The sequence below is a fragment of the Arthrobacter sp. TE12232 genome (assembly GCF_054062615.1).
This window is the reverse complement of sequence record NZ_JBSSFK010000001.1, coordinates 131,408-155,381: the sequence shown is the minus strand read 5'-3', so window position 1 is coordinate 155,381 and position 23,974 is coordinate 131,408. Positions and strand designations below refer to the sequence as shown.

Here is a 23,974-nt window from a genome sequence, read left to right as displayed (position 1 = left end):
GAAAGATCGGGTAGCGGCATGCCTTGTTGCGCCCAGCCAGGCGTGTCACGGTGACATTGGAAAGCCGGAGGGAACAGAGTCTCAGTACGGCCTGGTCTCGATGTTGATCCGGCTCTTCGCAGACGATTGAGTTCGTTTTATCTGGGGAAATCGGAGAGCATCGTGGAAAGCCTAACGGGACCAACACCCTCCATTTCGGTCCGATTGTTCGGATCATTCGAAGTACGCCGTGACGGCGTAGCGCTCACGGCCGCCGACATGGGGGGCTGCAAGCCCCGCCACATACTGGAAATCCTCCTCCTGAACCTCGGAACGCCCGTGTCTAAAACCCGCCTGATCGATCTTCTCTGGGGCGCGGCAGCCAGCGACGGTTCCGTGGCCACACTGGAGAGCTACATCAGCGGCATACGGCGTGCCATCCAGCCCGGCCAGACCAAGACCGGTCCGCTCCGCACCGCCAACAGCGGCTACGTCCTGGATCCCACACTGGTGGATCTGGACCTGTTCCGGTTCCGTGGACTGGTCCGCGACGCCGGAGAGCTGCCTCCTGACGAGGCGTATCCGCTGCTGCTCGAGGCCCTCGACATTTGTGCCGAGCCCCTGCTGGGGTTCGAACTTGCCTCCGATTGGGCAGAGGAGGCGCGCAGCCGCCATTCGGCAGAAAAAGTCGCGCTGCAAATCTTTGCCGCAGAAACGGCCGCCTCGCTGGACAAGCCGGACGACGCCGTGAACCTGGTCCAGGCGGCCATCCGTGCCGAGCCGCTCAACGAACGGGCCTGGACGGTGCTGGTGACGTCCTATGAGCAGGCCGGCCTGCCCGCCGAAGGACTCGCGGCGTACGACCGCTGCCGCCGCCTCTTCGACCGCGACCTCGGCTGCGCGCCGGGCCCTGCGTTGCAGGAGGCTCATCTGAGGCTCCTGCGGCAGCGCGCCGAAAGCAACTCCGAGCTCTCGGAGGTACTGGCGGCCCTGCTTTTTCTGGGCGAGCGGCTGAACGGGCCCAAGGGCCGGCAACTGCCGCCGGCGGAGTCGCGGCGCATGCATGAGAACGCCGGACGGGTGCTCGATTCCTTTCTCCAGCGCGTCCGGGCCGCGGTCTAACTCCTTGACGAGGGACGCCCCGGGGCGCCCGGACGCGCCATATTTTGCGCACCCGCGGCCGCCGCAACCGGGGCGGGGCGTTAGCTTGGTCACGTGGCCGTGATTCTCGAGAAATCCGGCCGTGCCGGGCGTCATACTGGGAAGGTCCCTGGCGGGCAGTCCGACCGCCGGGTGTGAGGAGGGCCCATGGAAACCTTGAAGAACGTCGTCACGAACGAGTACTTCCCCGCTGCGGCAGTGCTGTCCGGGGTCATCCTGTTCTGGGTCCTTGGCCTTTTCGGCGGACTGTCCCTCCTAAGTACCCGCCAGTCTCCGGTGACCACCCTGACCTGGCTGCTGTTCGTCTACGCCGCAGCGGTACTGTCGCCCCTCGCGGGGCTCGTCGCCGCCGTCGATCTCGTCCGCCGTTGGCTGCGGAACCGGCAGGCACGCGAGGCGGAATCCGCCTAGCCGGCACTCCCCGGCAACACGGCCCCGACCGTACAGCGGTAGCGCGGCCGGCGCCGCTCCCTACTCGAAGCGGGAAGCGTCGCCCATGCCGCGGCGGACGACTTCGGCGACACCACTTGAGAAGTCGATGACCGTGGTCGGCTCGGCCCCGCAGTCGCCGGAATCGATCACGGCGTCTACGACGTGATCCAGCCGCTCCTTAATCTCCCACCCCTGCGTCAGCGGCTCGTCCTCATCCGGGAGCAGCAGCGTGCTGGACAGCAGCGGCTCGCCGAGCTCGGCCAGCAGTGCCTGGACCACGGGGTGGTCGGGGATGCGCACGCCGACCGTCTTCTTCTTCGGGTGCAACAGGCGTTTGGGGACCTCCCGGGTGGCGGGGAGGATGAACGTGTAGCTGCCTGGCGTGACGGCCTTGATACTGCGGAAGACGTCGTTGTCGATCTGGACAAACTGGCCCAACTGCGCGAAGTCCTTGCAGACCAAGGTGAAGTGGTGTTTGTTATCGAGGTGGCGGATGTTCCTGATCCGGTCCAGGGCTTCCCGGTTACCCAGTTGGGCGCCCAGGGCATAGCAGGAATCGGTGGGATAGGCGATCAGGCCGCCGGAGCGCAGGATTTCCACCGCCTGGCTGATGGAGCGCGCCTGGGGGTTGTCGGGGTGCACATCGAAGTATCTCGCCATGGGTCGAGCTTACGCCCGACGGCGGCCTGGGTGCTGACGCAACGGTCCGATACGCGTGTCCGGCCGCCCCCGCCGTCGTGAAGTTTCGGTTTTCCGCACCGATTTCGGGCGCCCGCTGCGTGGATCCGCGTAGCGGCTGCCCCTTGTCGTAGCGGAAACCGGTGCTACGTCTGCGGGAGGCTTTCCGCCGGCCGGGGCAGCGCTTCGGTGGGTCTGCCGTCGTGCTTACCGGGGCGGGTGGAGTTTGTCCGTAGACAGGGCTGTCTGATAAGTTCTCATCGCCCCCCTAGACAGTTCTGTCTACCATCGGGACCGGAATCAGCTTCGAAGGACCCGGCGCGAGTGATGTCTGGTCTCCGGCACGACCTGAAAGTAGAAGAAAATTTCCATGACGCCCCAGCGCACGCTCGTCCTTGTTGCCCACCCTGACCTTGAAAGCTCGCGGATCACCGCGCACCTCACCAGAGCCATCATGGACATGGACAACGTGACCGTCCATGATCTTTGTGCCACATACCCGGACCGCCGGATCGATGCTGTCCGCGAGCAGGACCTGCTGCGCGGGCACGACACCATCGTCTGGCAATTCCCGTGGCACTGGTACTCCGTGCCCGGGGTTCTGAAGGAGTGGATGGATCAGGTGCTCACGTACGGCTTCGCCTACGGGGCAGGAGGCGACGCCCTCCGCGGAAAGCGGCTCCAGCTGGTGCTTTCGACCGGCGGCCCGGAAGCGTCCTATGCTCCGGCAGGGCACAACCGCTTCACGATGGATGAGCTCCTGCGCCCTCTTGACGCCACTGCGCACCTCTGCGGACTGGACATGGCCCAGCCGCTCATCCTGCACTCAGCGCCCCGCGTGGATGCCGATGAGCTTCAGCGGCACGCTGACCGGTACCGCGAACTACTGGCTCCAGTGGCGGCAGCCACCGGTCGCTGACCAGCCACAGGCCCAAGCCATACAGCGGCGAGGTGCGGGCCGCCCCTCAGGCGGCCAGGGCGGCGAGCATGAGCGCAAGCGCCCCGGCGGCCACGATTTCCACGGCCGTGTCGGCGACGTCCCGGCACCGGGGCCAACGAGCACCCCGCAGCGCGCCGCCGCGGCTGCACAGGGCTGCGGCCACGGACGTGCCGCCGGTTCGCGGCCAGAGCTGGAGGAGCAGCCGAAGGGTCCACGCCACGGTGGCGAGCCCAAAGAATACGGCCAAGCCAAAAGCCGCAGCCGGCACCAGGGATAGCTGATCGCCCCACCCGGGGAGCCGTGCCGTCAGCGGCCCGGCCGCCGCAGCTCCGTGGTGTGCCGGGGCCACGGGAAGCAGGCGCGCTTCGGACTGAGGGACGGCCCCGAGGTCGCCGGCGGCCAGCATGAAGGCCATCGCGGCCATGGCCGCAGCATCGTAGAGGGGCTTCGCCCGGCCAGCAACTGGCCGGTCACCAACGTGCTTGCCGGCAACGGCCCGGCCACGGACCGGCGGGCCGTCCCGTGGGGGCGTCCGGTACGAGACGGCCTGCACTACGAACCACCAGGAGCCCAGAACAAATAGGAGAACCTGCGGCAGGAGGGGCCACTGCCCGCGCGGCAGGAACATCAGCGCCATCGCCGCCATCATGAGGGAATGCAGCGCCAACCCGACCCGACCTGCCGCTCCGGAAGCGGCCACGGCCCGGCAGGCCGAGAACAGCGTTGCCGCCAGGAGAAGTACCGCCATTGTCCAGCGCACGGCCTCGTCCGCAGTCACGGCAGCGCAGTCACGGCAGCACGGTCACGACTGCTCGTCGTGATGAATCCGTTCGACAAGACGCCGCAATGGCTCCCCGCTGCCGTTCCACTGCAGGGCGATGAACTCCGCGGCAATGGACACGGCCGTTTCCTCGGGCGTGCGGGCGCCCAGATCAAGGCCCACCGGGCTGTGGAGCCTGGATAGCTCGTCGTCGCCCAGTCCCGCCTCCCGCAGCCGTGCCAACCTGTCCTCATGAGTGCGGCGGGAGCCCATGGCGCCGATAAACGCCACGGGGCTGCCGCGCAGGGCCACCTCAAGGACGGGGATGTCGAACTTCGGGTCGTGGGTGAGGACGCACAGCACGGTCCTGGCATCCAGCAGGCCTTGGGCGAACTGGTCGCTCAGATAGCGGTGCGGCCACGCATTGACCACCTCGGCGGCGTCGGGGAATCTCGCCGGCGTGGCAAAGACCGGCCGGGCATCGCACACCGTCACCCGGTAGCCCAGGAAGGCGCCCAGGCGGGCAAGCGCGGCGGCGAAGTCGATCGCGCCAAAGACGATCATGCGTGGCGGTGGAGCATAGCTGGCGAAGAAGACACGCATACCGGTGTCCAGCCGTTCGCCGTCGACGCCGTAGTTCAAGATGCCTGTGCGCCCGGCGGCGAGGAGGCCCTGGGTGTCGTCGCCCACGGCGTGGTTGGTCCGCTCCGAACCCAGATCACCTTCACACCCTCCCGGCCGGACGATCAGGTGCCGTCCCACCCGCGTGGCATCGGGGTGTTCGATGACCGTGGCGACCCCTACCCGGCGCCCGGCGGCGATGTCCTGTGCCACTTCGTTGAGTTCGGGGAATCGGAGTCGGGAAACAGGTTCGACGAAGATGTCGATGATTCCGCCGCAGGTCAGGCCCACCGCGTAGGCATCGTCGTCGCTGATCCCGTAGCGCACCAGGGCGGGCTCGCCCTCGTCCTTCACCTGGCTGGCCAGCTCGTAGACGGCTCCCTCGACGCAGCCGCCGGAGACGGAGCCCACGGCGTCGCCGCCGGCCGTTACCAGCATCGCCGCCCCCGGGAGCCTGGGTGCTGACTTGAACGTGCTCACGACGGTGGCCAGGCCCGAGGTGGCGCCGCTCAGCCAGTCGGGCAACATGGCCGCCAGGACATCGCGCATCGGCCCTCCTCAGAGCCTGCCGCACAGGCGGAGCATCCGGAACGCAGACCGCCGCCCGGCCCAGTACGCAATGCACGCCACCACGGCGACGACGCCGAGGACTTTCACCGGGCTGGAAAGCTGATCCGTCGCGATTCCCTTGGCCAGGCTCAACGCATCCAGGCTGCCGGCCGGCGCGGCACCGGTGGGGGCGCCCGCCATGGCCGGCGCCGCCGCAGTTGGAGCACCCGCCGTCGTGCCTGCAAGGGGGGCAGAAACCGCAGCCGACGCCGGGACCGGCTCGGGGACGGCCTGCGCTGCGGGCGCCGGGGCAGACGACGCCTCCGGGCCCTGTTCCGGGACAGGGGGCGCCCCCTCGGCCAGCATCGTCTGCAGGTTGTTCGCGAAGAGGGCCATCATCTGCTCCGTGACGCTGCCGATGACGCCCTTGCCCATGGCGGCGGCCTTGCCGGACAGCGTCAGGTCCGCGCTGACGGCCCCTCGTGTGGCATCCCCTTCTTGTGTGAGCGTCAGGGTCACGGTCGCCTCGGCGGTGCCCTGTCCGCGGGTCTCCTGTGCCTTGCCGCCGAGCACGGCACGGTGGTCGGCCGCGTTGCGTTCGATGACGTTCAGCAGGCCTTTGTACTGCATTGAGACGGGGCCGAGCTTGACGCTCATGCCCACCTGGTAGGCGTCGTCGGAGAGCTTGTTCAGGATTCTGGCCCCGGGAAGGCACCCGGCCACCCGTTCAAAGTCCATCAGCGTGTCCCACACCGTGTCGATCGGGGCGACCACCGAGAAAGTGCTGTCTATCTGCATGAGTTCCCTCTTCCCTTGAGTGATGCCTGGCCGTCGCCGCGGATTGCGGCCGCCACCTCTGCCAGCGCCGTGTAGCTGTGTCCGCTGACGAATTCGTCGCAGTACGGCAGGGCCGCGGCCATTCCGCCCACCAGCGGCTGGTACTGCGGCGCTGCCTTGCGTGGATTGACCCAGATGATCCGGTACGCCAGGCGCCGCAGCCGCGCCATCTGGGCCGCGACCTGTTCGGGGTCCTCCTGCGCCCAGCCGTCCGAGAAGATCACCACCACCGCGCCGCGGGCCAGGCCGCGGCGGCCGTGCTCGTCGACGAAGTGCCGGATGCTGTCGGCGATCCGCGTTCCGCCGGCCCAGTCCGGGGCGGCCGTGGCGGCCCGGGCCAGGGCCTCGTCGGGATCGCGGAGCGCCAGTTGCCGGGTCAGGCGTGTCAGCCGGGTGGAAAACACGAAGGCCTCGGCGCCGGCACCTGCCACGGCCCCCTGCAGCAGCGAGACGAAAATCCGCGCATACGGTTCCATGGATCCGGAGACGTCGCACAGCATCACCAGCTTGCGGCGCTGCGGGCGGCGCCGGGCATACAACAAGCGGGTGGTGTCAGTGCCCGAGCGCCGGGCCGCACGGACCGTGGCGCGGACGTCCAGCCGGGCGCTGCTGTGGGCGGACTTCCGGGCGCGGCGGCTCAGGCGCGTCGGGGTGGCGAGCAGCAGCCGGGACGCCAGCCGCCTGATCTCCACGACTTCCTCCTCCGTCAGCTGAGCGAAGGACGCTTCGTGCAGCCGCTCCTCGGGGGAGGCCATAGCCAGCACGGCATCCCGCTCCGGGGCGTTGCCGTCTTGGCCGGCGTCCGGTCCCGCGGAGGCAATCGCCGGCGCCGGGCGCGGGGGAGCAGGCGCGTAGCCGGGCGCACGGCCCTCGGCCGGAGACGGGCGGGTGCGGGTCTCCTCAGGGGCCCCGGCCGGAGCCACGGCCGGAGCCACGGCGCGGGCGGGATGCCCGGAGGGGTCGAAGCCGCCGCGGAACACCGCGGAAAAGACGGCGTCGAAGACCGGCAGCTGCTCGCGGGCTGACACCAGCACCACCCGGGACGCCCAATACAGCTTTTCTGCGTCGCCGGGAGGGATCAGGCGGAGTGCCTCGGCCAGCCGGACTGCCCGGTCCGGTGAGCACGCGAGCCCGGCCCGGCGCAGGGCGGTGACGAAGGCCGCCGACAGGGCCGCCGCTTCTACCGTGGGGGGCGCAGCGCGCATATCCTGCGGGGTCCCGGCCGCCAAGGCGCTCACCCGCCCGTGCCGGCCACGAGCCAGTCGGCCCCCCGGGCACCGACCAGTTCGAGGTCATCACGGTTCTTGACGATGGAGCCGAGGGTCTGTTCCGCCGTCGTGGCGTCGATGCGATCAATGCCGAGCACTGCCAGGGCCGAGACCCAGTCAATCGCCTCGGAAATGCCGGGCGGCTTGGCCAGGTCCAGGGTGCGCAGCCGGGTAATGACGGCGGCTGCCTGGAGGGCCAGGGGGCCGCTGCTGGCCGGCACCCTGCGGCGGACGATCTCCGCGATCCGCTCCGGTCCGGGGTAGTCGATCCAGTGATAGAGGCAGCGCCGGGTCAGGGCGTCGTGAAGGTCCCGCGTACGGTTGGACGTGAGGATCACGATCGGCGGATGGGTGGCCCGAATAGTGCCCAGCTCCGGGATGGTGACGGCGGCCTCGGCGAGCAGTTCGAACGTGAAGGCTTCGAACTCGGCGTCGGCGCGGTCGATTTCGTCCAGCAACAGTACGGCCGGGCGCGGACCGGGGTGTTCGATCGCCTGCAGGAGCGGGCGCCGCAGCAGGTACTCCGGGGCGAAGAGGTCTGTTTCGGTGACGGAGGCGTCCCGGACCTCGGCCAGCCGGATGCCAAGCAGCTGGCGCTGGTGGTTCCACTCATAGAGGGCCTCACCGGCGTCGATTCCCTCGTAGCATTGCAGCCGGTACAGCGGGGTGTCGAGGAGCTCGGCGAGCGCTTTTGCCGCCTCCGTCTTCCCGACTCCGGCCTCGCCTTCCAGCAGGATGGGCTGCGGCAGGCGGACAGCCAGGAACAGGGCGGTCGCCAGCCCGACGTCGGCCAGGTAGTTGTTGCGGTCCAGGGCTGCCATCAGTGACGGGACATCCGGGACCCGGCGTTGCACGTCTTCCTCCGCGCCGGCCCGCGCCGCCGCCGTCATACAGCCTCCCGCAGCCGGCCAAGGAGCCGCCTGTAGTCTTCCTCGGTGTCCACATCCAGAGGGACAGGGCCGGGCGTGCGGACCTCGACGACGTCGTCCGCCCGCTGTTCGAGGAGCTTCCAGACCGCTTTGTCCCCGTGGAGGGCGGCCAGGGCCGGAATCAGGCGACGGGCAAATGCCATCGGGTGGCCCACGCCGTCGTCGTAGCGGCAGACCGCGATCCCGGCAGGGACGGGAGAGCGGGCAGGGATGGCCGAGACAGCGGGGCCGGCAGGGCCGCCGCTGGCGGCAACCGGAGCAGCGCCGGAACCCGCCTGCCGGAGGGCGCCGAGTACGGCCCGGACACTGGCGGCCCGGACGCCGGGCTGGTCACCGAGCAGCAGGACCACGGCATCGGTCTCCGGGTCCACGGCGGCGAGGGCGGTGGCGATCGAGGACGCGCACCCTTCGCCGAAGTCCGGGTTGAGCACCACCTCGCAGCCGCTCGTGTCCACGGTGCGCTGCACCTCTTCCGCCGCGCCACCCAGCGCCAGGACCGTCTGGCTGAAAGTGCAGGCCCTGGCGGTCGCCAGGACCGCATCGAGCAGGACGCCCGTGCCGTAGGGAAGGAGCTGCTTGGGCCGGCCGAGGCGCCGGGAGGCTCCCGCGGCCAGGATGATGCCGGCGGTCCTGGGCTCGAGGCTTGCCGCCGCCCTCAGCGGCTCAGGTTGCGGGGGCATGTCAGGTTGCGAGGGCATAGCGCTCCGGATCTTTGCGGAAGGCCGCCCGGCAGCCGGGGGAGCAGAAGTACACGGTGACCCCGTTGTAGTCCAGGTGAAGGGACGATTCGACGGCCGGGACGGTCATGCCGCAGACCGGATCAACGGCGCTCGCAGGCCCCGACTCGGTGGGCGCCGGCTCGGTGGGCGCCGCCGGGACCCCGGGCTGCGCCGCGGCGTCAGCCATGGGCGCCGCCGGGACCCCGGGCTGCGCCGCGGCGTCAGCCATGGGCGCCGCAGCGTGCCGGGCCTTGGACCGCTCCCCGACCAGCTGGGCAAGAATGGACAGCGCGATCTCCCCGGGCGTCCGGGCGCCGAGCTGCAGCCCGGCGGGTGTGAACACCCGGGCACGCAGGGCGTCGTCGACGTCGAGGGATTCCAGTACCGCGGCGCCGCGGGTCCCGCTGGCCACCAGGGCTACGTAGGGGACTCCGGCGCGCAGTGCGGTCTCCAGGGCACCCTCCTCCGCCTTTCCGTGCGAGGCGACAATCAATGCCGCGTCATCCCCGCGGGGTTCCGCCGATTCGCCGTCCGTGAGTTCGACGTCGAGGCCGACGCCGGAGCCGAGCGAAGCGAGGGCCTGCGCCACCGGCGCCGTGCCCACCACCAGGACCCGGGGCGCCGGAATCCGCGGCTGGAGGAAGATCTCGATCGCGCCGCCGCTGAGGCACGGATTTGAGACCTCGACGGCGCCCTCCTCCGCCATGCGCGACGGCTCGCCGGGCAGCACCCGCAACAGGAGCGGTTCCTGGGAGGCCAGAACCTGCAGGCTGTACTCGCGCACCGACGCCTCGACGCAGTTCCCGCCCACGAAACCCAGGATTTCGCCCGTGGGCAGCACGAGGGCCGTGTCCCCGGCATGGGCACTCGTGGGGTGCTGGGCGCGGACCACCAGGGCGTGGACGAACGGCTCGCGTCGGCCGGCGAGTTCTTCCGCCCTGGCGGCCAGGGACTCTGCGGTGGCGGGCATCAGATCGGCGGCCTTGCCCGGCCCTGCATGGCAGCCCAGACGCGGGCCGGCGTGCAGGGCATGTCCATGTGCGTGACGCCGTAGGGCGCGAGCGCGTCCACGACGGCGTTGACGATCGCCGGCGGCGAGCCGACGGTGGCAGACTCGCCGATGCCCTTCGCACCGATCGGGTGATGCGGTGAGGGGGTGACGGTGAAACCGGTCTCCCAGTCCGGTACTTCCATCGCCGTGGGGATCAGGTAGTCCATGAACGACCCGCCCAGGCAGTTGCCGTCGGCGTCGAACTCGATGATCTCCATGAGGGCCATGCCCACGCCGTCGGTCAGTCCGCCGTGGACCTGGCCTTCGATGATCATCGGGTTGATGCGGGTGCCGCAGTCATCAACCGCGATGAAGCGTCGCACCTTGACGTGCCCGGTGCCGGAGTCGACATCGACGACGCAGATGTAGGCCCCGAACGGGAAGGTGAGGTTGGGCGGGTCGTAGGTGACTTCGGCGTCGAGGTTGCCGTCTACGCCCTCGGGCAGGGCCACGGTGCCGTGGGCCCCCATGGCGATTTCGGCGATCGTCTTGCCAACGCTGGGGTCGCCCTTGACAAACCACCGGCCCTTCTCCCACTCGAGGTCCTCGGGGCGGGTCTCCAGCATGGCCCCGGCGATCAGCTTTGCCTTCTCGCGCACCTTCCGGGCCACCAGGGCGACGGCGCCGCCGCTGACCGGCGTCGAACGGCTGCCGTAGGTGCCGAGGCCGAACGGGGTCTGGTCGGTGTCCCCGTGCACGACGTCGATGTCCTCCGGCGGGATCCCGAGTTCCTCGGCCACGATCTGGGCGAAGGTGGTCTCGTGGCCCTGGCCCTGGCTTTGCACCGAGAGCCTGACCACGGCCTTGCCGGTGGGGTGGACGCGGAGTTCGGCGCCGTCGGCCATGCCGAGGCCCACGATGTCGAAGTGCTTGCGGGGGCCGGCTCCCACGACTTCGGTGAAGAAGGAGACGCCGATGCCCATCAGTTCCCCGCGCTCGCGCTTTGCGGCCTGCTCGCGCCGGAGGTCCTCGTACCCGGCGAGCTGCATCGAGAGCCGCATGGCGGCCTCGTAGTTGCCCGAGTCGTACACCCAGCCGGTCTTGTTGGCATAGGGGAACTGCTCCGGCTTGATGAAGTTCTTCAGCCGCAGCTCCGCCGGATCCATCTCCAGCTTGCGGGCCAGGATGTCCACCATCCGCTCTACCAGATACACGGCCTCGGTGACGCGGAACGAACAGGCGTATGCGACTCCGCCGGGCGCCTTATTGGTGTAGACGCCGGTGACGGAGCAGTGGGCGGCCTGCAGGTCGTAGCTGCCGGTGAAGATGGAGAAGAAGCCCGCCGGGGTCTTGGTGGGCTGGGCGGTGGCGTTGAACGCGCCGTGGTCGGCCAGCACGTGGGTGCGCAGGCCAAGGATCTTGCCGTCCTTGGTCGCGGCGATCTCGCCCTGCATGATGTAGTCCCGCGCGAACGAGGTCGACATCAGGTTCTCGGAGCGGTCCTCCACCCATTTGACCGGGTGGCCGGTGACGATGGAGCCGACGACGGCGAGGATGTAGCCGGGATAGATCCCGACCTTGTTGCCGAAGCCGCCGCCGATATCGGGGGAGACGATCCGGATCTTGTGTTCGGGGATGCCGGCGACGATCGCGAACAGGGTGCGGTGCGCGTGCGGGGCCTGGGTGGTCTCGTAGAGCGTCAACTTGCCGCTAACGGCGTCGAAATCGGCGACGGCGCCGCATGTCTCCATCGGTGCGGGGTGGACCCGCGGGTACACCATCTCCTGGCTCACCACGACGTCGGCGCTGGCGAACACCGCGTCGGTTTCGGCTTTGTCGCCCATCTCCCAGTCGAAGATCCGGTTGTCCGTCCGGCCCTCGATTTCGTCGCGGATCACCGGCGCGTCCGGGTCCAGCGCCTTGCGGGCGTCCACCAGCGGGGGAAGGACGTCGTACTCGACCTCGATCAGTTCGAGCGCGTCCCGGGCGGCGTACCGGTCCTCGGCCACGACGAACGCGACCTCCTGCCCCTGGAACCGGACTTTGTCGGTGACCAGGACAGCCTGGACATCCGCGGAGAGCGTCGGCGCCCACGCGAGGTTCAGGCCCAGGAGGTCCTTGCCCGTGATGACGGCCACCACCTTCGGATGCGCCAGGGCATTGGTGGTGTCGATGGACACGAGCCGGGCGTGCGCCACCGGGGCCCGCAGGATGGCGCCGTGCAGCATTCCCGGCAGCACGATGTCGTCAACGTAGTGGCCTTTGCCGCGCACAAAGCGCGGGTCTTCCTTGCGTTGGATGCGCCCGTAGCCGATCGGACGGTCTTCGTCGCCGGCGGCCGGGTTTGACGGCCGGTCATGGATGACGGTCATGCCTTCACCTCTGTGGCTGTGTTTGCTGTGTCTGCCGCGACATCCGGGACGGCGGTGTCTGTGCCGTCCAGGACTTCCTCGGCCGTCGGTGCGTCCTCCGGGCCTGGCCCCGCCGGATGGGCGGCGGCCCATTGGACCGAGCGCACGATCGTCGCGTAGCCCGTACACCGGCAGATCTGCCCGGAAATGGCCTGCCGGATCTCAGTGTCGTCAGGGTGCGGATTCTTATCAAGGAGTGCCCGGGCCGTCAGCATCATCCCCGGGGTGCAGAAGCCGCACTGCAGCCCGTGCTCCTCCATGAAGCCTTGCTGCACGGGGTCCAGGGTGCCGCCGGCGGCCAGCCCCTCGACGGTGCGGATGTCGTGGCCCGCGGCCATGGCGGCCAGGACGGTGCAGGACTTCACGGGCTGCCCGTCCATCAGGACCACGCAGGTCCCGCAGTTGCTGGTGTCGCAGCCCCAATGCGTACCGGTGAGGCCCAGGACCTCGCGGATGTAGTGGACCAGCAGCACGCGGGGCTCAATCTCGCTCGTGACGTCGCTGCCGTTAACGGTCATGCTGATCTGCATCGGCTTCAGCCTTCCTGCATCTGGGCGGCGCGGGCACAGGCCAGCCGCAGTACCCGCCGGGTGAGCTCATCGGCGAGATGCCGTTTGTAATCGACCGGGCCGCGCTGGTCCGCTACGGGATCGCACGCTGCGGCAGCCAGCCGGCCGGCCTCGCCGAACAAGTCCTCATCGGGACGCTTGCCGCGGAGCACGGCCGCGGCCTCGTCCACCGTATGGTCAAGGCCCAGCGCAGTGAGTCCGACGGCGGCATCCTCAACGGTCCCGTCCGCGGCGAGGACGACGGCCGCGCCGGCGGCGCCGACGGCCCAGTCGCCCACCCGGCGCTCGACCTTCTCGTAGGCGCTACCCGAGCGGGGGCGGATAGGGAACCTGAGTTCGCAGAGCAGCTCATCCTGCCCGACCGCTGTCTGGTACGGTCCGCGGTGGAAGTCCGGCATGGACAGGACGCGCTCGCCACCTGGCCCGCGGATCACGGCCTCGGCGCCCAGGACGTCACACACGGTGGAGAGGTCCTCGGCCGGGTCGGCCTGGCAGAGCGAACCGCCGATGGTGCCACGGTTGCGCACGACGGGGTCGGCAATGACCAATTCAGCGTCCCGGACAATGGGGAACAGTGCCGCGACCTCGTCCGATTCCAGCAAGGTGGTGTGGCGGGTCATGGCGCCGACCCTCAGGATGTTGCCGTCACGGAGGATGAAGTCCAGCTCGTAGAGGTCATTGATGTCGATCAGCCATTCGGGCCGGGAAAGGCGAAGCTTCATCATCGGCAGGAGGCTATGGCCGCCGGCCACCACCCGGGATTCGGGACCGTAGCGGGCGAGAAGTTCCAGGGCGTTGTCCACGGTGGTGGCGCGCACGTAGTCAAATGGAGCCGGAATCTGCATAGTCCCTACCTCACTCCGAACCGCCGGCGGCGTGGGTCAGTGATTGCCTTGCGCCGGATTGAGGTCAGTCTTGCCCCGGCCTAAGTGGGATGTCAATATCGTCATAAGCGAAAGGTTATGAAGCCGTGGCGATGACATTGGGACAGTTGCGCACGTTCGCCCTTGTGGCCAAGCTGGGCTCTCTGCACGCGGCCGCGGCCCACCTCGGGGTCAGCGAACCGGCCGTGTCGGCGGCGCTCGCCGCGCTCAGGCAGGACCTTGACGACCCTCTGTTCATTCGCGCCCATGGCGGTATTGCGCTGACACCCGGCGGCCGGGCGCTCGCTGAATACGCCCAGGACATCGTCGGGCTGGCTGACAAGGCCCGATGGGAAGTCGCGCATGCTCAGACCGAGACCGGACGCCTGAAGATCGTGGCCACGGCGCCGTTCGCGGAGCACGCTGCCGGCCGCCTCCTGGACCTGTTCACCCGGCGGGTTCCGGGAGCCTCCGTCGATGTGGTCGTGGAGCAGGCGGAAGATGTGGCATCGCTGATGCTGGAACGCGTCTACGACATCGCCCTGGGTATCAGGCCCCCTGTCCGCAACGGGGCTGCCCACAACAGCGCTGACTCCAAGGACGCCGCCGACGTCGGGCTCGATTCCGTGCCGTTCCTGCGGTACCAGCGGGTCTTCGTGGTGGCCGCAGGGCATCCCCTCGCGTCGCTGCACGGACCCGTACGGCTGAGTGAATTCCTAGGCCGGCCGTGGTTTGCCGGCCCCGCCGGCATCCAAGAGACGAGCGAAGAAGGCCGCTGGCTGGCTGCCCAGGGAGTGGTGCCGGAGATCGTCTGCCTCAGCAGCGAAACGGAGGCCCTTGCCGCCGTGCGGGCGGGTGAAGGAACGATGCTGGCGCTCGGCCACATTGTCCGGGCCGAAATCCGCAGCGGCTCCCTGGTCCGTGTGCCGGTCGCCGGAACGCCGATCTCCGGCCTCTGGTGGGCCAGCACCCTGGACCGGGGCCGGGCCACCACCATGGCACGGACCCTGCAGCGGTTTGCCGGCACTGCCGATGCCACGGCAGCCATGGTGGCTCCCGGTGGCTCGCGCGGGCTGGAACGCCGGGGCCCCAAGTTCCACGTCGCGTTGTGGAGTTGAGGCAGCTGGCGGGGGCGCCGGGCTGTGGTGCCGGTCGCTGTGTCGCGTTGCGCAACGCCGGGGCGGGTGCTAACCCTTGAGGGTCAGACGATCCGTTCACCCGCGAGAAGGAGTAGCAATGACGTTGTCCCGAGACGAAGACAGCTCGCTGCGGCATTGGAGCAGCCGGCTCATCCAGGCCCTGCAGATCCTCGACCTTGAGGTCGACCACGAGAAGATCGTCGAGGTCGCGGAAGAATCCGTCAAAGCCGTCGGGCCGCACGCGGATGCCATCAGCGCATTCATGGTGGGCTATGCGGCCGGCACCGCGTCCACCAAAGGCCGGAAGGGCACGCAGGAAGCTGTGCACGCGGCGTCGAACAAAGTCATTGAGCTCTGCGAGCACGGCGAATCCGGCGGTCCGGACGAGGAAGGCTGGGTCAAGCGAGCACAGTAGCAGCGGTCCGGCGCTCGCGCCGGCGCTGGCAGCGGGCAGGCCGCAGGAAGTAGGCAGCTCGCCGGCTACAGGTTCAGGCGTCAGCGGACAGGCCGCGTTCCCTCAAGGGGACGCGGCCTGTGCTGTGTTCGGATCCGGTCAGTGGGACATGCTCATTGCTGCGGAGGACATGCTCATTGCTGGGGCGCAGGGGTGGGCATGGTGGTGTTATGTCCAGTGGCCGGGGCCGCGGCTGGGCATGTCCCGCGCCCCGGCCTGCGGAAGCGTGAGCCTAGGACCGGGCTGCCCCGGCGGAGACGGGTGGCGCGCTGTCCGGTGTCTGGTCCAGGCTTGGTTCGAGCCGGACGATGACCGCCTTGGAGATCGGCGTGTTGCTGCCCTCGGCCGTGTGGTTCAGCGGCACGAGCACGTTGGCCTCGGGGTAGTACGCGGCCGCGCAGCCGCGCGCTGTCGGGTAGGACACGAGGCGGAACTTGCGGACCACGCGTTCTTCGCCGTCCTCGTACACGCCGCGGATGTCCACGTACTGCCCGTCCGCCAGGCCGAGCTCGGCGAGGTCGTCCGGGTTCACGAACACCACATGGCGGCCCTTCTTGATGCCCCGGTAGCGGTCGTTGTGCGAGTAGATGGTGGTGTTGAACTGGTCGTGGGAGCGCATGCTCTGCAGGATCAGGGTGCCTGCCGGCCGCTGGACATGCTCAAGGTCGTTGACGGTCAGCACGGCTTTGCCGGTCGGCGTGGGGAACGTGCGCGAGTCGCGGGGGCCGTTGGCGAGAACAAACCCGCCATCCTGTCGGATCCGCTGGTTGTAGTCCTCGCAGCCGCCCACTACCCGCGAAATGTGATCGCGGATGAGGTCGTAGTTCTTTTCAAAGCCGTCCCAGTCGGCCTTGATCTTGGTGCCGACGAGGAGTTTGCCCAGCCGGCTCAGGATGGCCGGCTCGGACAGCAGCTGATGGGACACCGGCTCGACGCTGCCCCAGGACGGGTGGACGGCGCAGACGGTGTCCTCCACGGACACGAACTGGGGCCCGGATTCCTGGATGTCAATCTCGGTCCGGCCCATCGTGGGGAGGATCAGCGCCTCGCGGCCGGTCACTGCGTGGGACCGGTTCAGCTTGGTCGAGATCTGGACCGTCATCTCCGTGTTTTCCATCGCAGCTTCGGCCGCATTCGTGTCCGAGATCGCCGCCACCAGGTTGCCGCCCAAGGCGACGAAGACCTTGATCTCGCCGTCGCGCATCTGGTTGATGGTCTCGACGGCGTCCGTGCCGTGTTCGCGCGGCGGCTCGAAGTCGAACTCCTTGCCGAGGGCTTCCATGAAGGACTGCGGCATCTGCTCCCAGATCCCCATGGTGCGGTCGCCCTGGACATTGCTGTGTCCGCGGATGGGGGACGCACCGGCGCCGGGCTTGCCGATATTGCCGCGGAGCAGCAGGAGGTTGATGATCTCCTTGATGGTGGCCACGCCCTTTTTCTGCTGCGTGATGCCCATGGCCCAGGTGATGATGACTTTCTCGGCCTTGAGGTAGCGGGCCGCCAGCTCATCGATGTCCTCGCTCCGCAGGCCGGTGGCCTCCAGCACAGCGCTCTCATCCAGCCGGGCCAGGTGCTCCTTGAGCTCCTCGAGTCCCTCGCAGTGTTCGGCCAGGAAGGCGTGGTCCAGGACAGTCCCGGGCTTCCTGGCCTCGGCGTCGAGCACGCGCTTGGACACGGCCTGCAGCAGCGCCATGTCCCCGCCGATCCGGATCTGCAGGAACTGGTCCGCGATCTGGACGCCGTGGCCGATTACCCCGTTGACCTGCTGCGGGTTCTTGTACCGCCGCAGCCCGGCCTCGGGCAGGGGATTGACGGCCACGATCTCGCCGCCGTTGTGCTTGCAGTTCTCAAGCTCAGTCATCATCCGGGGGTGGTTGGTCCCTGGGTTCTGGCCCATGATGATGATCAGGTCCGCGTTGGCGTAGTCGTCGAAGCTGACGGTCGCCTTGCCGATGCCGATGGTCTGGCCCATGGCCCAGCCCGAGGATTCGTGGCACATATTGGAGCAGTCGGGCAGGTTGTTGGTGCCGTAGCCGCGGACCAGCAGCTGGTACAGGAAGGCCGCCTCGTTCGACGTGCGGCCGCTCGTGTAGAACGCCGCGCGGTCGGGGGAGTCCAGCCCCTTGAGCTTGTCGGCGACAATCCGGAGCGCTTCGTCCCAGCTGACCGGCTTGTAATGGTCCTCCCCGGCGGGCTTGTAGACCGGCTCCGTGAACCTGCCCTGCATGCCGAGCCAGTACTCGGACCGGCTGCGCAGCTCGCTGACCGGGTGCTCCGCCCAGAAACTGGAGGGAATCGTGATTGGGGTCGCCTCCCACGTGACGGCCTTGGCCCCGTTCTCACAGAACTCGAACGCCTTGCGGTGGTGCGGGTCCGGCCACGCACAGCTCGGGCAGTCGAAGCCGTCCTTCTGGTTCATGGCCATAACGGTCTTCCGCGTCCGGTTGAGCCCCATCTGCTCGATGGCCGGCTTCATGGAGTGGTACACGCCCGGGACGCCGGCGGCCCAGCTTTTCGGCCCGTTCTCGACAACGAGCTCTTTCTCGGACGGTTCCTCCACCTGAGGAGTCTTGCGAGTCACGTGAACTTCCCTTCTGCAACCGCCGCCCGGATGGGACGGCGAGCCGATGTGCCTTTATGCACCCTACCGTCAGGCCTATCAGCTTGCCCGGAGGGCCGCAAGCGATCCGGCGTGCCCTCACGGGTGGACGCGCCGCCCTGACCACGTACTGGCGCAGTTCCTTCCGGGTGGTCGCGGCACGTGCCCGGCAGGAGGGGGCCACGTCAGCCACCGCAGTCCGTGGCTCCCTACCAGCACTGTCTGGGCGCAACCTGCGTGCCCGCCGTGCGCCGGCTGCAAGTAGGAGGCGGCCAAAAGTCGGGTCCTGCAGGGGTATCCGTTACCCGCTCGTTATCCGTTGACAGCCTTGCCACGCAGTACCTCGTGCGTAGGCCGCGCTGCCGGCGTCGGAGCCGGAGCAAGTAGCCCAAAGCGCCAGTCCGCGTACTGCTGGGCCCCGATCCGGGTGGCCCGGGACGCTGGCCACCACCGGACCGCGGTCCGCATCGCACCTCACGGGCAGCTCCCAGTTTTCTCCAAGGAAATACCCACCACTCTTGCACCATCACTCACTCCAAGAGGCAGGTGTGCAATGAATTTGTTCGCATGCAGGAAGGTCGACGGCCAAAGACGTGTCTTCAGTCGGCCAACCCGCGTAGTAGCCGCAGGGACAGCGATGACCCTGCTCAGTTTCATCGGACTCACCACCACGGCGCTTGGCGCCAACGCCGCCCCGGCACCCGTCGGCGCAGGTTTCACCGTCACCCCCTCCGACCTCGCTTACATCCTCAAGCAGATCAAGATCGCCGAGGCGCACGTCGCCAACACGACGTCGGCCACCGGCCCTTGCGGCGCGCTTGTCGGTCGAGGCCCCAATCAGATTCCCGACGCCCTCACCTCATACGGCCTCCGCACGGTTGACGGCTCCTGCAACAACCTGCTCGCCGGCCGCGAAACCTACGGGGCCGCCGACCAGGTATTTCCGCGTTTAACGACGCCGTCGTTCAACGCTGCGGACTCCGTTCCGGCCGGCTTCGGCCCCGCCGGTCCGTCGTCATACCAGCAAAAGTCGGGCAATGTGTTCGACTCCCAGCCCCGCCAAGTCAGCAACCTGATCGTGGACCAGACCTCCACTAATCCCGCAGCGGTGGCCGCTGCCGGTTTCCCCGTCCGGACCCAGGGCAACCCGGGGCTGTTCCCCTGCACCACCGATCCTGACCCCTTGGCGGCTCCGCCGGTCGCGGGTGTGCCGGCCGGCTGCGTCCCCACCGGGGACACGCTGTTCATCCCCAACGTCACCACCGACGTCGGACTCTCCCCGCCGTACAACTCCCTGTTCACCCTGTTCGGGCAGTTCTTCGACCACGGCGTCGACCAGACGGTCAAGGGCGGCGGAACGGTGTTTGTTCCGCTCAAGGCAGACGACCCGCTGATCACGGTCGGCCCCGACGGCAAGCCGGGCACGGGCGATGAGGTGGCCGCCAACGGCCCCAACGCGTTCATGGTCCTCACCCGGGCACAAAACCAGCCGGGCCCGGACGGTGTCCTGGGTACCGCTGATGACGTGCAGGAAGCGGCCAACACCGACTCGCCCTACGTGGACCAGTCGCAGACGTACACGTCCCATCCCTCCCACCAGGTGTTCCTGCGGGAATACATCAACAACGCCGATGGCAAGCCGGTCGCCACCGGCAAGCTGCTCGGCGGTCCCGCCGGCCCCACCGCCGGCGGCATGGCGACGTGGGCGGACGTGAAGGCCCAGGCGGCGATCTTCCTGGGCCTCAAACTCCAGGACAAGGACGTCACCAACATCCCGATGATTGCCGCGGACCCGTACGGAAAGTTCATCCCAGGACCCGCACGCGGCCTTCCGCAGTACGTCACCCTGACCGGACTGGTCGAGGGCAACACGGCGAACCCCGTTCCGGTGCCGGCGAACGTTCGGTACTTCGACACCCCGTTCCTGACCGACATCGCGCACAACGCCGATCCGTCGCCGCAGGACACGGACCACAACCCTGCCACGCCGCCCGTCGCGCCCACCCCGGACGCCGACACCACGGCCTCGGCAGACTTTGCGAACCAGCCCGCAGGGACCTACGACGACGAAATGCTCAACGCGCACTTCTGTGCCGGTGACGGCCGCGTCAACGAGAACATCGGACTTACCACCATCCACCAGATATTCCACTCCGAGCATGACCGCCTCGTGGCGGACATCGAGAACACCCTCACCAACGACACCTCAGCCACCGGCGTTGCCGCGCTGGCCGAGTGGAAGCTGGCCGCCGGCGCCAACGGATGGAACGGCGAGCGCCTGTTCCAGGCAGCCAGGTTCGTCACGGAAATGGAATACCAGCACCTCGTCTTCGAGGAGTTCGCCCGCAAGGTCCAGCCTGCGGTCCAGCCGTTCCACGTCTACCACACGGACATCAACTCGGCCATCAAGGCGGAGTTCGCCCATGCGGTCTACCGCTTTGGCCACTCCATGCTGACCGAGACGATTTCCCGCACGAATGCGGACGGCACCGATAACTCCATCTCGCTGCTCCATGGCTTCCTGAACCCGCCCGAGTACACCAACGGCGGATCGGCGGGATCCCTGACCTCGGAAGAGGCCGCCGGCAGCATCGTCATGGGCATGAGCGACCAGGTCGGCAACGAACTTGACGAGTTCGTGACCGGCACCCTGCGCAACAATCTGCTGGGCCTTCCCCTGGACCTGGCGACGATCAACATGACCCGCGCACGCTCCGAAGGCGTACCGCCGCTCAATGAACTGCGGCGCCAGATCCATGACGCCACGGGCGACGGCCAGCTGGCCCCATACACGAGCTGGGCGGATTTCGGCCAGAACCTCAAGCACCCGGAATCGCTGATCAACTTTGTTGCCGCCTACGGCACCTATCCGACCATCACCAGCGAAACCACGCTGGCAGGCAAGCGGGCAGCGGCCAAGGCGATCGTTGATCCGGGCACCCTGGCCACTCCTCCAACAGCTGACATGACGGACTTCATGAACAGTGCCGGACCGTGGGCGACGCAGGAGACCGGCCTGAACAAGGTCGACCTCTGGGTCGGCGGCCTGGCGGAGAAGACCAACCTCTTCGGCGGCCTCCTGGGAAGCACGTTCAACTACGTGTTCGAGAACCAGCTGACGGACCTTCAGAACGGCGACCGCCTGTACTACCTGGCGCGTACTCCGGGCATGAACCTCCGGGCGCAGTTGGAGAGCAACTCCTTCGCGGAGATGATCATGCGCAACACCAACGCGCACTCGCTCAAGGCCGATGCGTTCGGCACCGCCGACTGCAAGTTCCAGCTGGGCAACCTGGCCGGTACCGCGGCGGGCTACGCAACCTCGGGACCGACGGTCGCGGACGACGCAACCACCGAGTGCAAGGAGAACCTGCTTCTCCTGCGCAAGCCCGACGGCACCATCCAGTACATGGAGAAGAACACGGTCGATCCCAGCGGCATCAACGGCCAGTCCGTCTACAACGGCACGGCCAACGCTGACCGCGTTACCGGCGGCAACGACAACGACACGTTCCTCGGCAACGCAGGCGACGACGTCATTGAAGGCAACGGCGGCGATGACATCGCACTTGGCGGCGACGGCAACGACAGGATCACCGATCTGTCCGGCGCTGACGTACTCAAGGGCGGTCCGGGCAACGATTACCTCAACTCCGGTATCGGCGACGACATCAACATGGGCGGAGACGGCCAGGACTTCACCAACGGCGGAGCAAACGACAACGAGACCTTCGCAGGTCCCGGCAACGACTTCGTTCAGTCCGGCGACGGTGCGGACGCGACGTTTGGCGACGGCGGCGACGACTGGATCCAGGGCGGCTCCGGCCAGGACCTGCTGATCGGAGATCACGGCGCACCGTTCTTCGACGACCCGGCCCAGGCGAAGCCCGGCAACGACATCTTCGTCGGCCAGGTCGGTGAAAACGACTACGACGCCGAGGGCGGGGACGACATCATGTCCAGCAATGCCGCCATCGACCGCTACGCCGGTGCCGCCGGCTTCGACTGGGCCACGCACCAGTACGACACCGTGGCTGCCGACGACGACATGAAGATCAACAACAACCTGATCGGCGTCCCGCTCCCCGTCGTGGTCAACCGCGACCGCTGGCAGGAAGTGGAAGCCAACTCCGGTTCCAAGTTTGATGACGTCATCCGGGGCGACGATGCAGTGCCCAGCACCGTAGGTGGTGCAGGCTTTAGCGGCTGCGACGTCCTCGACCAGACGGGCATCAACCGGATCGCCGGCCTGGGAGCGATCCTCCCGGCTCCGACGACGCCGCTGGCACCCGTGGCCGCACTCTCACCCATGGGCGTTTGCCCGTTGGCCGGTCCGGTCTGGGGCGATGGCAACATCATCGTCGGCGGTCTTGGCAGCGACAAGCTCGAGGGCCGCGGCGGCAACGACGTCCTTGACGGCGACCGGTACCTCAAGATCCGCATCAGCGTGCGGGACGACGCAGGAGCCGAGATCGGCACCACCGACCTCATGGAACGCCAGTACCAGACGGGTAACCCGCTGACCCTGGCGGCCGCAGTAGCGGCCGGCGTCGTCAACCCGGGGAACCTGGTGGCTGTCCGCGAGATCGTGACCCCCACCGCCCTCGAAACCGCGGGCAACCGGGACGTCGCGATCTTCTCCGGCCCGCGGGCCAACTACACCGTCACCACGACGGGCGGCAACGGCATACTGGGCTCGGCGGGCTCGACCACCACGGTGGTCGACAACGTCGGCGTCGACGGCACGGACACCATCCGCAACATCGAGTTCCTGCAGTTCTCGGACACCGTTCTGCCCAACGCTCCGGTCATCGGCACAGCAACCGCCGGCGCCGGGCAGGCAACGGCGCGCTGGGCGGCCCCGACCGTAGGCATTGCCGACTCCTTCTCCGTGAAGGTGCTCGACGTGACGACGGACCCGGCAGGCATCCAGGTCGGCGCCCTGCGCACCGCCCCGGCAGGCTCCACCAGCCTGGTGGTGACCGGTCTGACGAACGGGTCCCAGTACCGGTTCCAGGTTCTGGCCAGCAACGCCCTCGGCGACAGCCCGTTCTCGGCACTGTCCAACACGGTCAGCCCGACGACGGCGACCGTACCGGGAGCGCCGACCATCGGGACGGCCACGGCCGGGAACGCCTCGGCGACCCTGACCTGGACCGCACCGGCATCCAACGGCGGATCCGCCATCACGGGTTACACCGTGCGGGCCTTCGCCGGAACCGTCCTGGCACGTACGCAGGCGGTCACCGGAAACGTCGGAACCGTCGTCGTGACGGGCCTGACCAACGGGACGGCGTACACGTTCGACGTCGGAGCCGTGAACGCAGCGGGCACGGGCGGGTTCTCTGCCCGCACCGCAGCGGTGACACCACGGACTGAATTCATCGCTCCCACGGTCACGGCCAGGACACCGGCATCCGGTGCCTTCTCCGTGAGCCAGACGGCGAATATGACGGCAACGTTCAGCGAAGCGGTGACGGGAGTCAGCGGAACCACGTTCCAGCTGCGGCTCGGCACCACGCTGATCCCCGCCGTCGTGTCGTACAACGTGCTCACCAGGGTTGCGACCCTCAACCCAAGCGTCACGCTGACGGCGGACCGGGTGTACACGGCGACCCTCTCGGGGATCCGTGACCTCGCGGGCAACACGATGGCGACGAGCACGTGGTCGTTCACCACAGGCCCGAACCCCACCATCACTGCCACGACTCCCGTTGCGGGAGCCACGGGGGTGCTGCGCAACAGCAACGTGACCGCCACGTTCAGCGAGGCCATCACCGGCTTCGCAGTTGCCGGCAAGGTCCGGATTGAACGGGTCTCCACCGGAGCCCAGGTCGCCTCGGCGATCTCGTTCAACACCACCACCCGGGTGCTGACGATCAACCCCGGAACCAGCCTGCTTGCGAACACCCAGTACCGGGTCACCGTCACCGGCGGCACCACGGGCGTCCGCGACCTGGCGGGTAACCCGCTGACCACCCGTATCTGGACGTTCACTACGGGCTCAGCACTCTAACAGCAGTTCGAGAACGCCGGCTGGCGGCCAGCAACGGTCCGCCGGCCGGCTTCCTCGCT

18 protein-coding genes are annotated in these 23,974 nt (G+C 68.3%); 6 read left to right on the top strand and 12 right to left on the bottom strand.

The window, feature by feature from the left end; genetic code table 11:
• Positions 1 to 258: 258 nt before the first annotated feature.
• A complete protein-coding gene (locus ACVWZ7_RS00670) occupies positions 259 to 1,101 on the top strand; it encodes an AfsR/SARP family transcriptional regulator (RefSeq protein WP_456509044.1) in 843 nt (280 codons plus the stop codon).
• A gap of 186 nt (positions 1,102 to 1,287) precedes the next feature.
• A complete protein-coding gene (locus ACVWZ7_RS00665) occupies positions 1,288 to 1,551 on the top strand; it encodes a hypothetical protein (RefSeq protein WP_091248003.1) in 264 nt (87 codons plus the stop codon).
• A 60-nt stretch (positions 1,552 to 1,611) separates the two neighbouring features.
• Here ACVWZ7_RS00665 and ACVWZ7_RS00660 read toward each other — a convergent pair whose 3' ends face one another.
• A complete protein-coding gene (locus ACVWZ7_RS00660) occupies positions 1,612 to 2,232 on the bottom strand; it encodes an L-threonylcarbamoyladenylate synthase (RefSeq protein WP_116765787.1) in 621 nt (206 codons plus the stop codon).
• A 388-nt stretch (positions 2,233 to 2,620) separates the two neighbouring features.
• On the opposite strand from ACVWZ7_RS00660, the gene ACVWZ7_RS00655 reads away from it, so the two are divergent.
• Positions 2,621 to 3,169: an NAD(P)H-dependent oxidoreductase gene (locus tag ACVWZ7_RS00655; RefSeq protein WP_456506572.1), complete on the top strand. Its 549-nt coding sequence runs from the start codon at positions 2,621 to 2,623 to the stop codon at positions 3,167 to 3,169.
• A gap of 46 nt (positions 3,170 to 3,215) precedes the next feature.
• Here the strand turns inward: ACVWZ7_RS00655 and ACVWZ7_RS00650 are convergent, their stop codons facing one another.
• The 10 genes from ACVWZ7_RS00650 to ACVWZ7_RS00605 are packed head-to-tail and all read right to left on the bottom strand — an operon-like array spanning position 3,216 to position 13,689.
• Positions 3,216 to 3,938 carry a DUF5134 domain-containing protein gene (locus ACVWZ7_RS00650; protein ID WP_456506571.1) on the bottom strand — a complete coding sequence of 241 codons (723 nt, stop codon included), beginning with the start codon at positions 3,936 to 3,938 and terminating at the stop codon, positions 3,216 to 3,218.
• Between the two features lie 54 nt (positions 3,939 to 3,992).
• On the bottom strand, positions 3,993 to 5,120 hold the full coding sequence (locus ACVWZ7_RS00645) for an XdhC family protein (RefSeq protein ID WP_456506570.1): 1,128 nt from the start codon (positions 5,118 to 5,120) through the stop codon (positions 3,993 to 3,995).
• A 9-nt stretch (positions 5,121 to 5,129) separates the two neighbouring features.
• The gene (locus ACVWZ7_RS00640) at positions 5,130 to 5,918 is read right to left on the bottom strand and encodes an SRPBCC family protein (protein WP_456506569.1); all 789 of its coding nucleotides are present in this window, start codon (positions 5,916 to 5,918) and stop codon (positions 5,130 to 5,132) included.
• The gene (locus ACVWZ7_RS00635; protein WP_456506568.1) at positions 5,909 to 7,162 is read right to left on the bottom strand and encodes a vWA domain-containing protein; all 1,254 of its coding nucleotides are present in this window, start codon (positions 7,160 to 7,162) and stop codon (positions 5,909 to 5,911) included. Before ACVWZ7_RS00635 ends, ACVWZ7_RS00640 begins: the two co-directional genes overlap by 10 nt.
• Before the next feature lie 29 nt (positions 7,163 to 7,191).
• Complete coding sequence (locus ACVWZ7_RS00630) at positions 7,192 to 8,115, bottom strand: AAA family ATPase (protein ID WP_202615770.1); 924 nt, start codon at positions 8,113 to 8,115, stop codon at positions 7,192 to 7,194.
• Entirely contained in the window at positions 8,112 to 8,834 is a 723-nt protein-coding gene (locus ACVWZ7_RS00625) for a nucleotidyltransferase family protein (RefSeq protein WP_456506567.1), read from the bottom strand. The genes ACVWZ7_RS00630 and ACVWZ7_RS00625 overlap by 4 nt, the downstream gene beginning before the upstream one ends.
• A gap of 1 nt (position 8,835) precedes the next feature.
• On the bottom strand, positions 8,836 to 9,843 hold the full coding sequence (locus ACVWZ7_RS00620) for an XdhC family protein (protein WP_456506566.1): 1,008 nt from the start codon (positions 9,841 to 9,843) through the stop codon (positions 8,836 to 8,838).
• Positions 9,843 to 12,236, bottom strand: a complete 2,394-nt coding sequence (locus ACVWZ7_RS00615; RefSeq protein ID WP_456506565.1) for an aerobic carbon-monoxide dehydrogenase large subunit — start codon at positions 12,234 to 12,236, stop codon at positions 9,843 to 9,845. The genes ACVWZ7_RS00620 and ACVWZ7_RS00615 overlap by 1 nt, the downstream gene beginning before the upstream one ends.
• Positions 12,233 to 12,805, bottom strand: coding sequence for a (2Fe-2S)-binding protein (locus ACVWZ7_RS00610; protein ID WP_456506564.1), 573 nt, complete (start codon positions 12,803 to 12,805; stop codon positions 12,233 to 12,235). Before ACVWZ7_RS00610 ends, ACVWZ7_RS00615 begins: the two co-directional genes overlap by 4 nt.
• Positions 12,806 to 12,810: 5 nt before the next feature.
• Positions 12,811 to 13,689 (bottom strand): FAD binding domain-containing protein, encoded by an 879-nt coding sequence (locus ACVWZ7_RS00605; RefSeq protein ID WP_456506563.1) that lies wholly within the window; start codon positions 13,687 to 13,689, stop codon positions 12,811 to 12,813.
• Between the two features lie 131 nt (positions 13,690 to 13,820).
• Here ACVWZ7_RS00605 and ACVWZ7_RS00600 point away from each other — a divergent pair, with 131 nt between their 5' ends.
• Together ACVWZ7_RS00600 and ACVWZ7_RS00595 are read left to right on the top strand one after the other, a co-directional pair.
• Positions 13,821 to 14,825, top strand: coding sequence for a LysR family transcriptional regulator (locus ACVWZ7_RS00600; RefSeq protein ID WP_456509043.1), 1,005 nt, complete (start codon positions 13,821 to 13,823; stop codon positions 14,823 to 14,825).
• A gap of 118 nt (positions 14,826 to 14,943) precedes the next feature.
• Positions 14,944 to 15,261, top strand: a complete 318-nt coding sequence (locus ACVWZ7_RS00595; RefSeq protein ID WP_116765776.1) for a DUF6457 domain-containing protein — start codon at positions 14,944 to 14,946, stop codon at positions 15,259 to 15,261.
• A 271-nt stretch (positions 15,262 to 15,532) separates the two neighbouring features.
• Here the strand turns inward: ACVWZ7_RS00595 and ACVWZ7_RS00590 are convergent, their stop codons facing one another.
• Positions 15,533 to 17,881, bottom strand: a complete 2,349-nt coding sequence (locus tag ACVWZ7_RS00590; RefSeq protein ID WP_456506562.1) for an FdhF/YdeP family oxidoreductase — start codon at positions 17,879 to 17,881, stop codon at positions 15,533 to 15,535.
• A gap of 655 nt (positions 17,882 to 18,536) precedes the next feature.
• Between ACVWZ7_RS00590 and ACVWZ7_RS00585 the strand changes: the two genes are divergently transcribed.
• A complete protein-coding gene (locus ACVWZ7_RS00585) occupies positions 18,537 to 23,915 on the top strand; it encodes a peroxidase family protein (RefSeq protein WP_456506561.1) in 5,379 nt (1,792 codons plus the stop codon).
• Positions 23,916 to 23,974: the final 59 nt, after the last annotated feature.

Bases quoted from the DNA above. Each gene is read 5' to 3' on its own strand.
- ACVWZ7_RS00670 (WP_456509044.1), top strand. From the start codon at position 259: ATGGGGGGCTGCAAGCCCCGCCACATACTGGAAATCCTCCTCCTGAAC.
- ACVWZ7_RS00665 (WP_091248003.1), top strand. From the start codon at position 1,288: ATGGAAACCTTGAAGAACGTCGTCACGAACGAGTACTTCCCCGCTGCG.
- ACVWZ7_RS00660 (WP_116765787.1), bottom strand. From the start codon at position 2,232: ATGGCGAGATACTTCGATGTGCACCCCGACAACCCCCAGGCGCGCTCC.
- ACVWZ7_RS00655 (WP_456506572.1), top strand. From the start codon at position 2,621: ATGACGCCCCAGCGCACGCTCGTCCTTGTTGCCCACCCTGACCTTGAA.
- ACVWZ7_RS00650 (WP_456506571.1), bottom strand. From the start codon at position 3,938: ATGGCGGTACTTCTCCTGGCGGCAACGCTGTTCTCGGCCTGCCGGGCC.
- ACVWZ7_RS00645 (WP_456506570.1), bottom strand. From the start codon at position 5,120: ATGCGCGATGTCCTGGCGGCCATGTTGCCCGACTGGCTGAGCGGCGCC.
- ACVWZ7_RS00640 (WP_456506569.1), bottom strand. From the start codon at position 5,918: ATGCAGATAGACAGCACTTTCTCGGTGGTCGCCCCGATCGACACGGTG.
- ACVWZ7_RS00635 (WP_456506568.1), bottom strand. From the start codon at position 7,162: ATGCGCGCTGCGCCCCCCACGGTAGAAGCGGCGGCCCTGTCGGCGGCC.
- ACVWZ7_RS00630 (WP_202615770.1), bottom strand. From the start codon at position 8,115: ATGACGGCGGCGGCGCGGGCCGGCGCGGAGGAAGACGTGCAACGCCGG.
- ACVWZ7_RS00625 (WP_456506567.1), bottom strand. From the start codon at position 8,834: ATGCCCCCGCAACCTGAGCCGCTGAGGGCGGCGGCAAGCCTCGAGCCC.
- ACVWZ7_RS00620 (WP_456506566.1), bottom strand. From the start codon at position 9,843: ATGCCCGCCACCGCAGAGTCCCTGGCCGCCAGGGCGGAAGAACTCGCC.
- ACVWZ7_RS00615 (WP_456506565.1), bottom strand. From the start codon at position 12,236: ATGACCGTCATCCATGACCGGCCGTCAAACCCGGCCGCCGGCGACGAA.
- ACVWZ7_RS00610 (WP_456506564.1), bottom strand. From the start codon at position 12,805: ATGCAGATCAGCATGACCGTTAACGGCAGCGACGTCACGAGCGAGATT.
- ACVWZ7_RS00605 (WP_456506563.1), bottom strand. From the start codon at position 13,689: ATGCAGATTCCGGCTCCATTTGACTACGTGCGCGCCACCACCGTGGAC.
- ACVWZ7_RS00600 (WP_456509043.1), top strand. From the start codon at position 13,821: ATGACATTGGGACAGTTGCGCACGTTCGCCCTTGTGGCCAAGCTGGGC.
- ACVWZ7_RS00595 (WP_116765776.1), top strand. From the start codon at position 14,944: ATGACGTTGTCCCGAGACGAAGACAGCTCGCTGCGGCATTGGAGCAGC.
- ACVWZ7_RS00585 (WP_456506561.1), top strand. From the start codon at position 18,537: ATGACCCTGCTCAGTTTCATCGGACTCACCACCACGGCGCTTGGCGCC.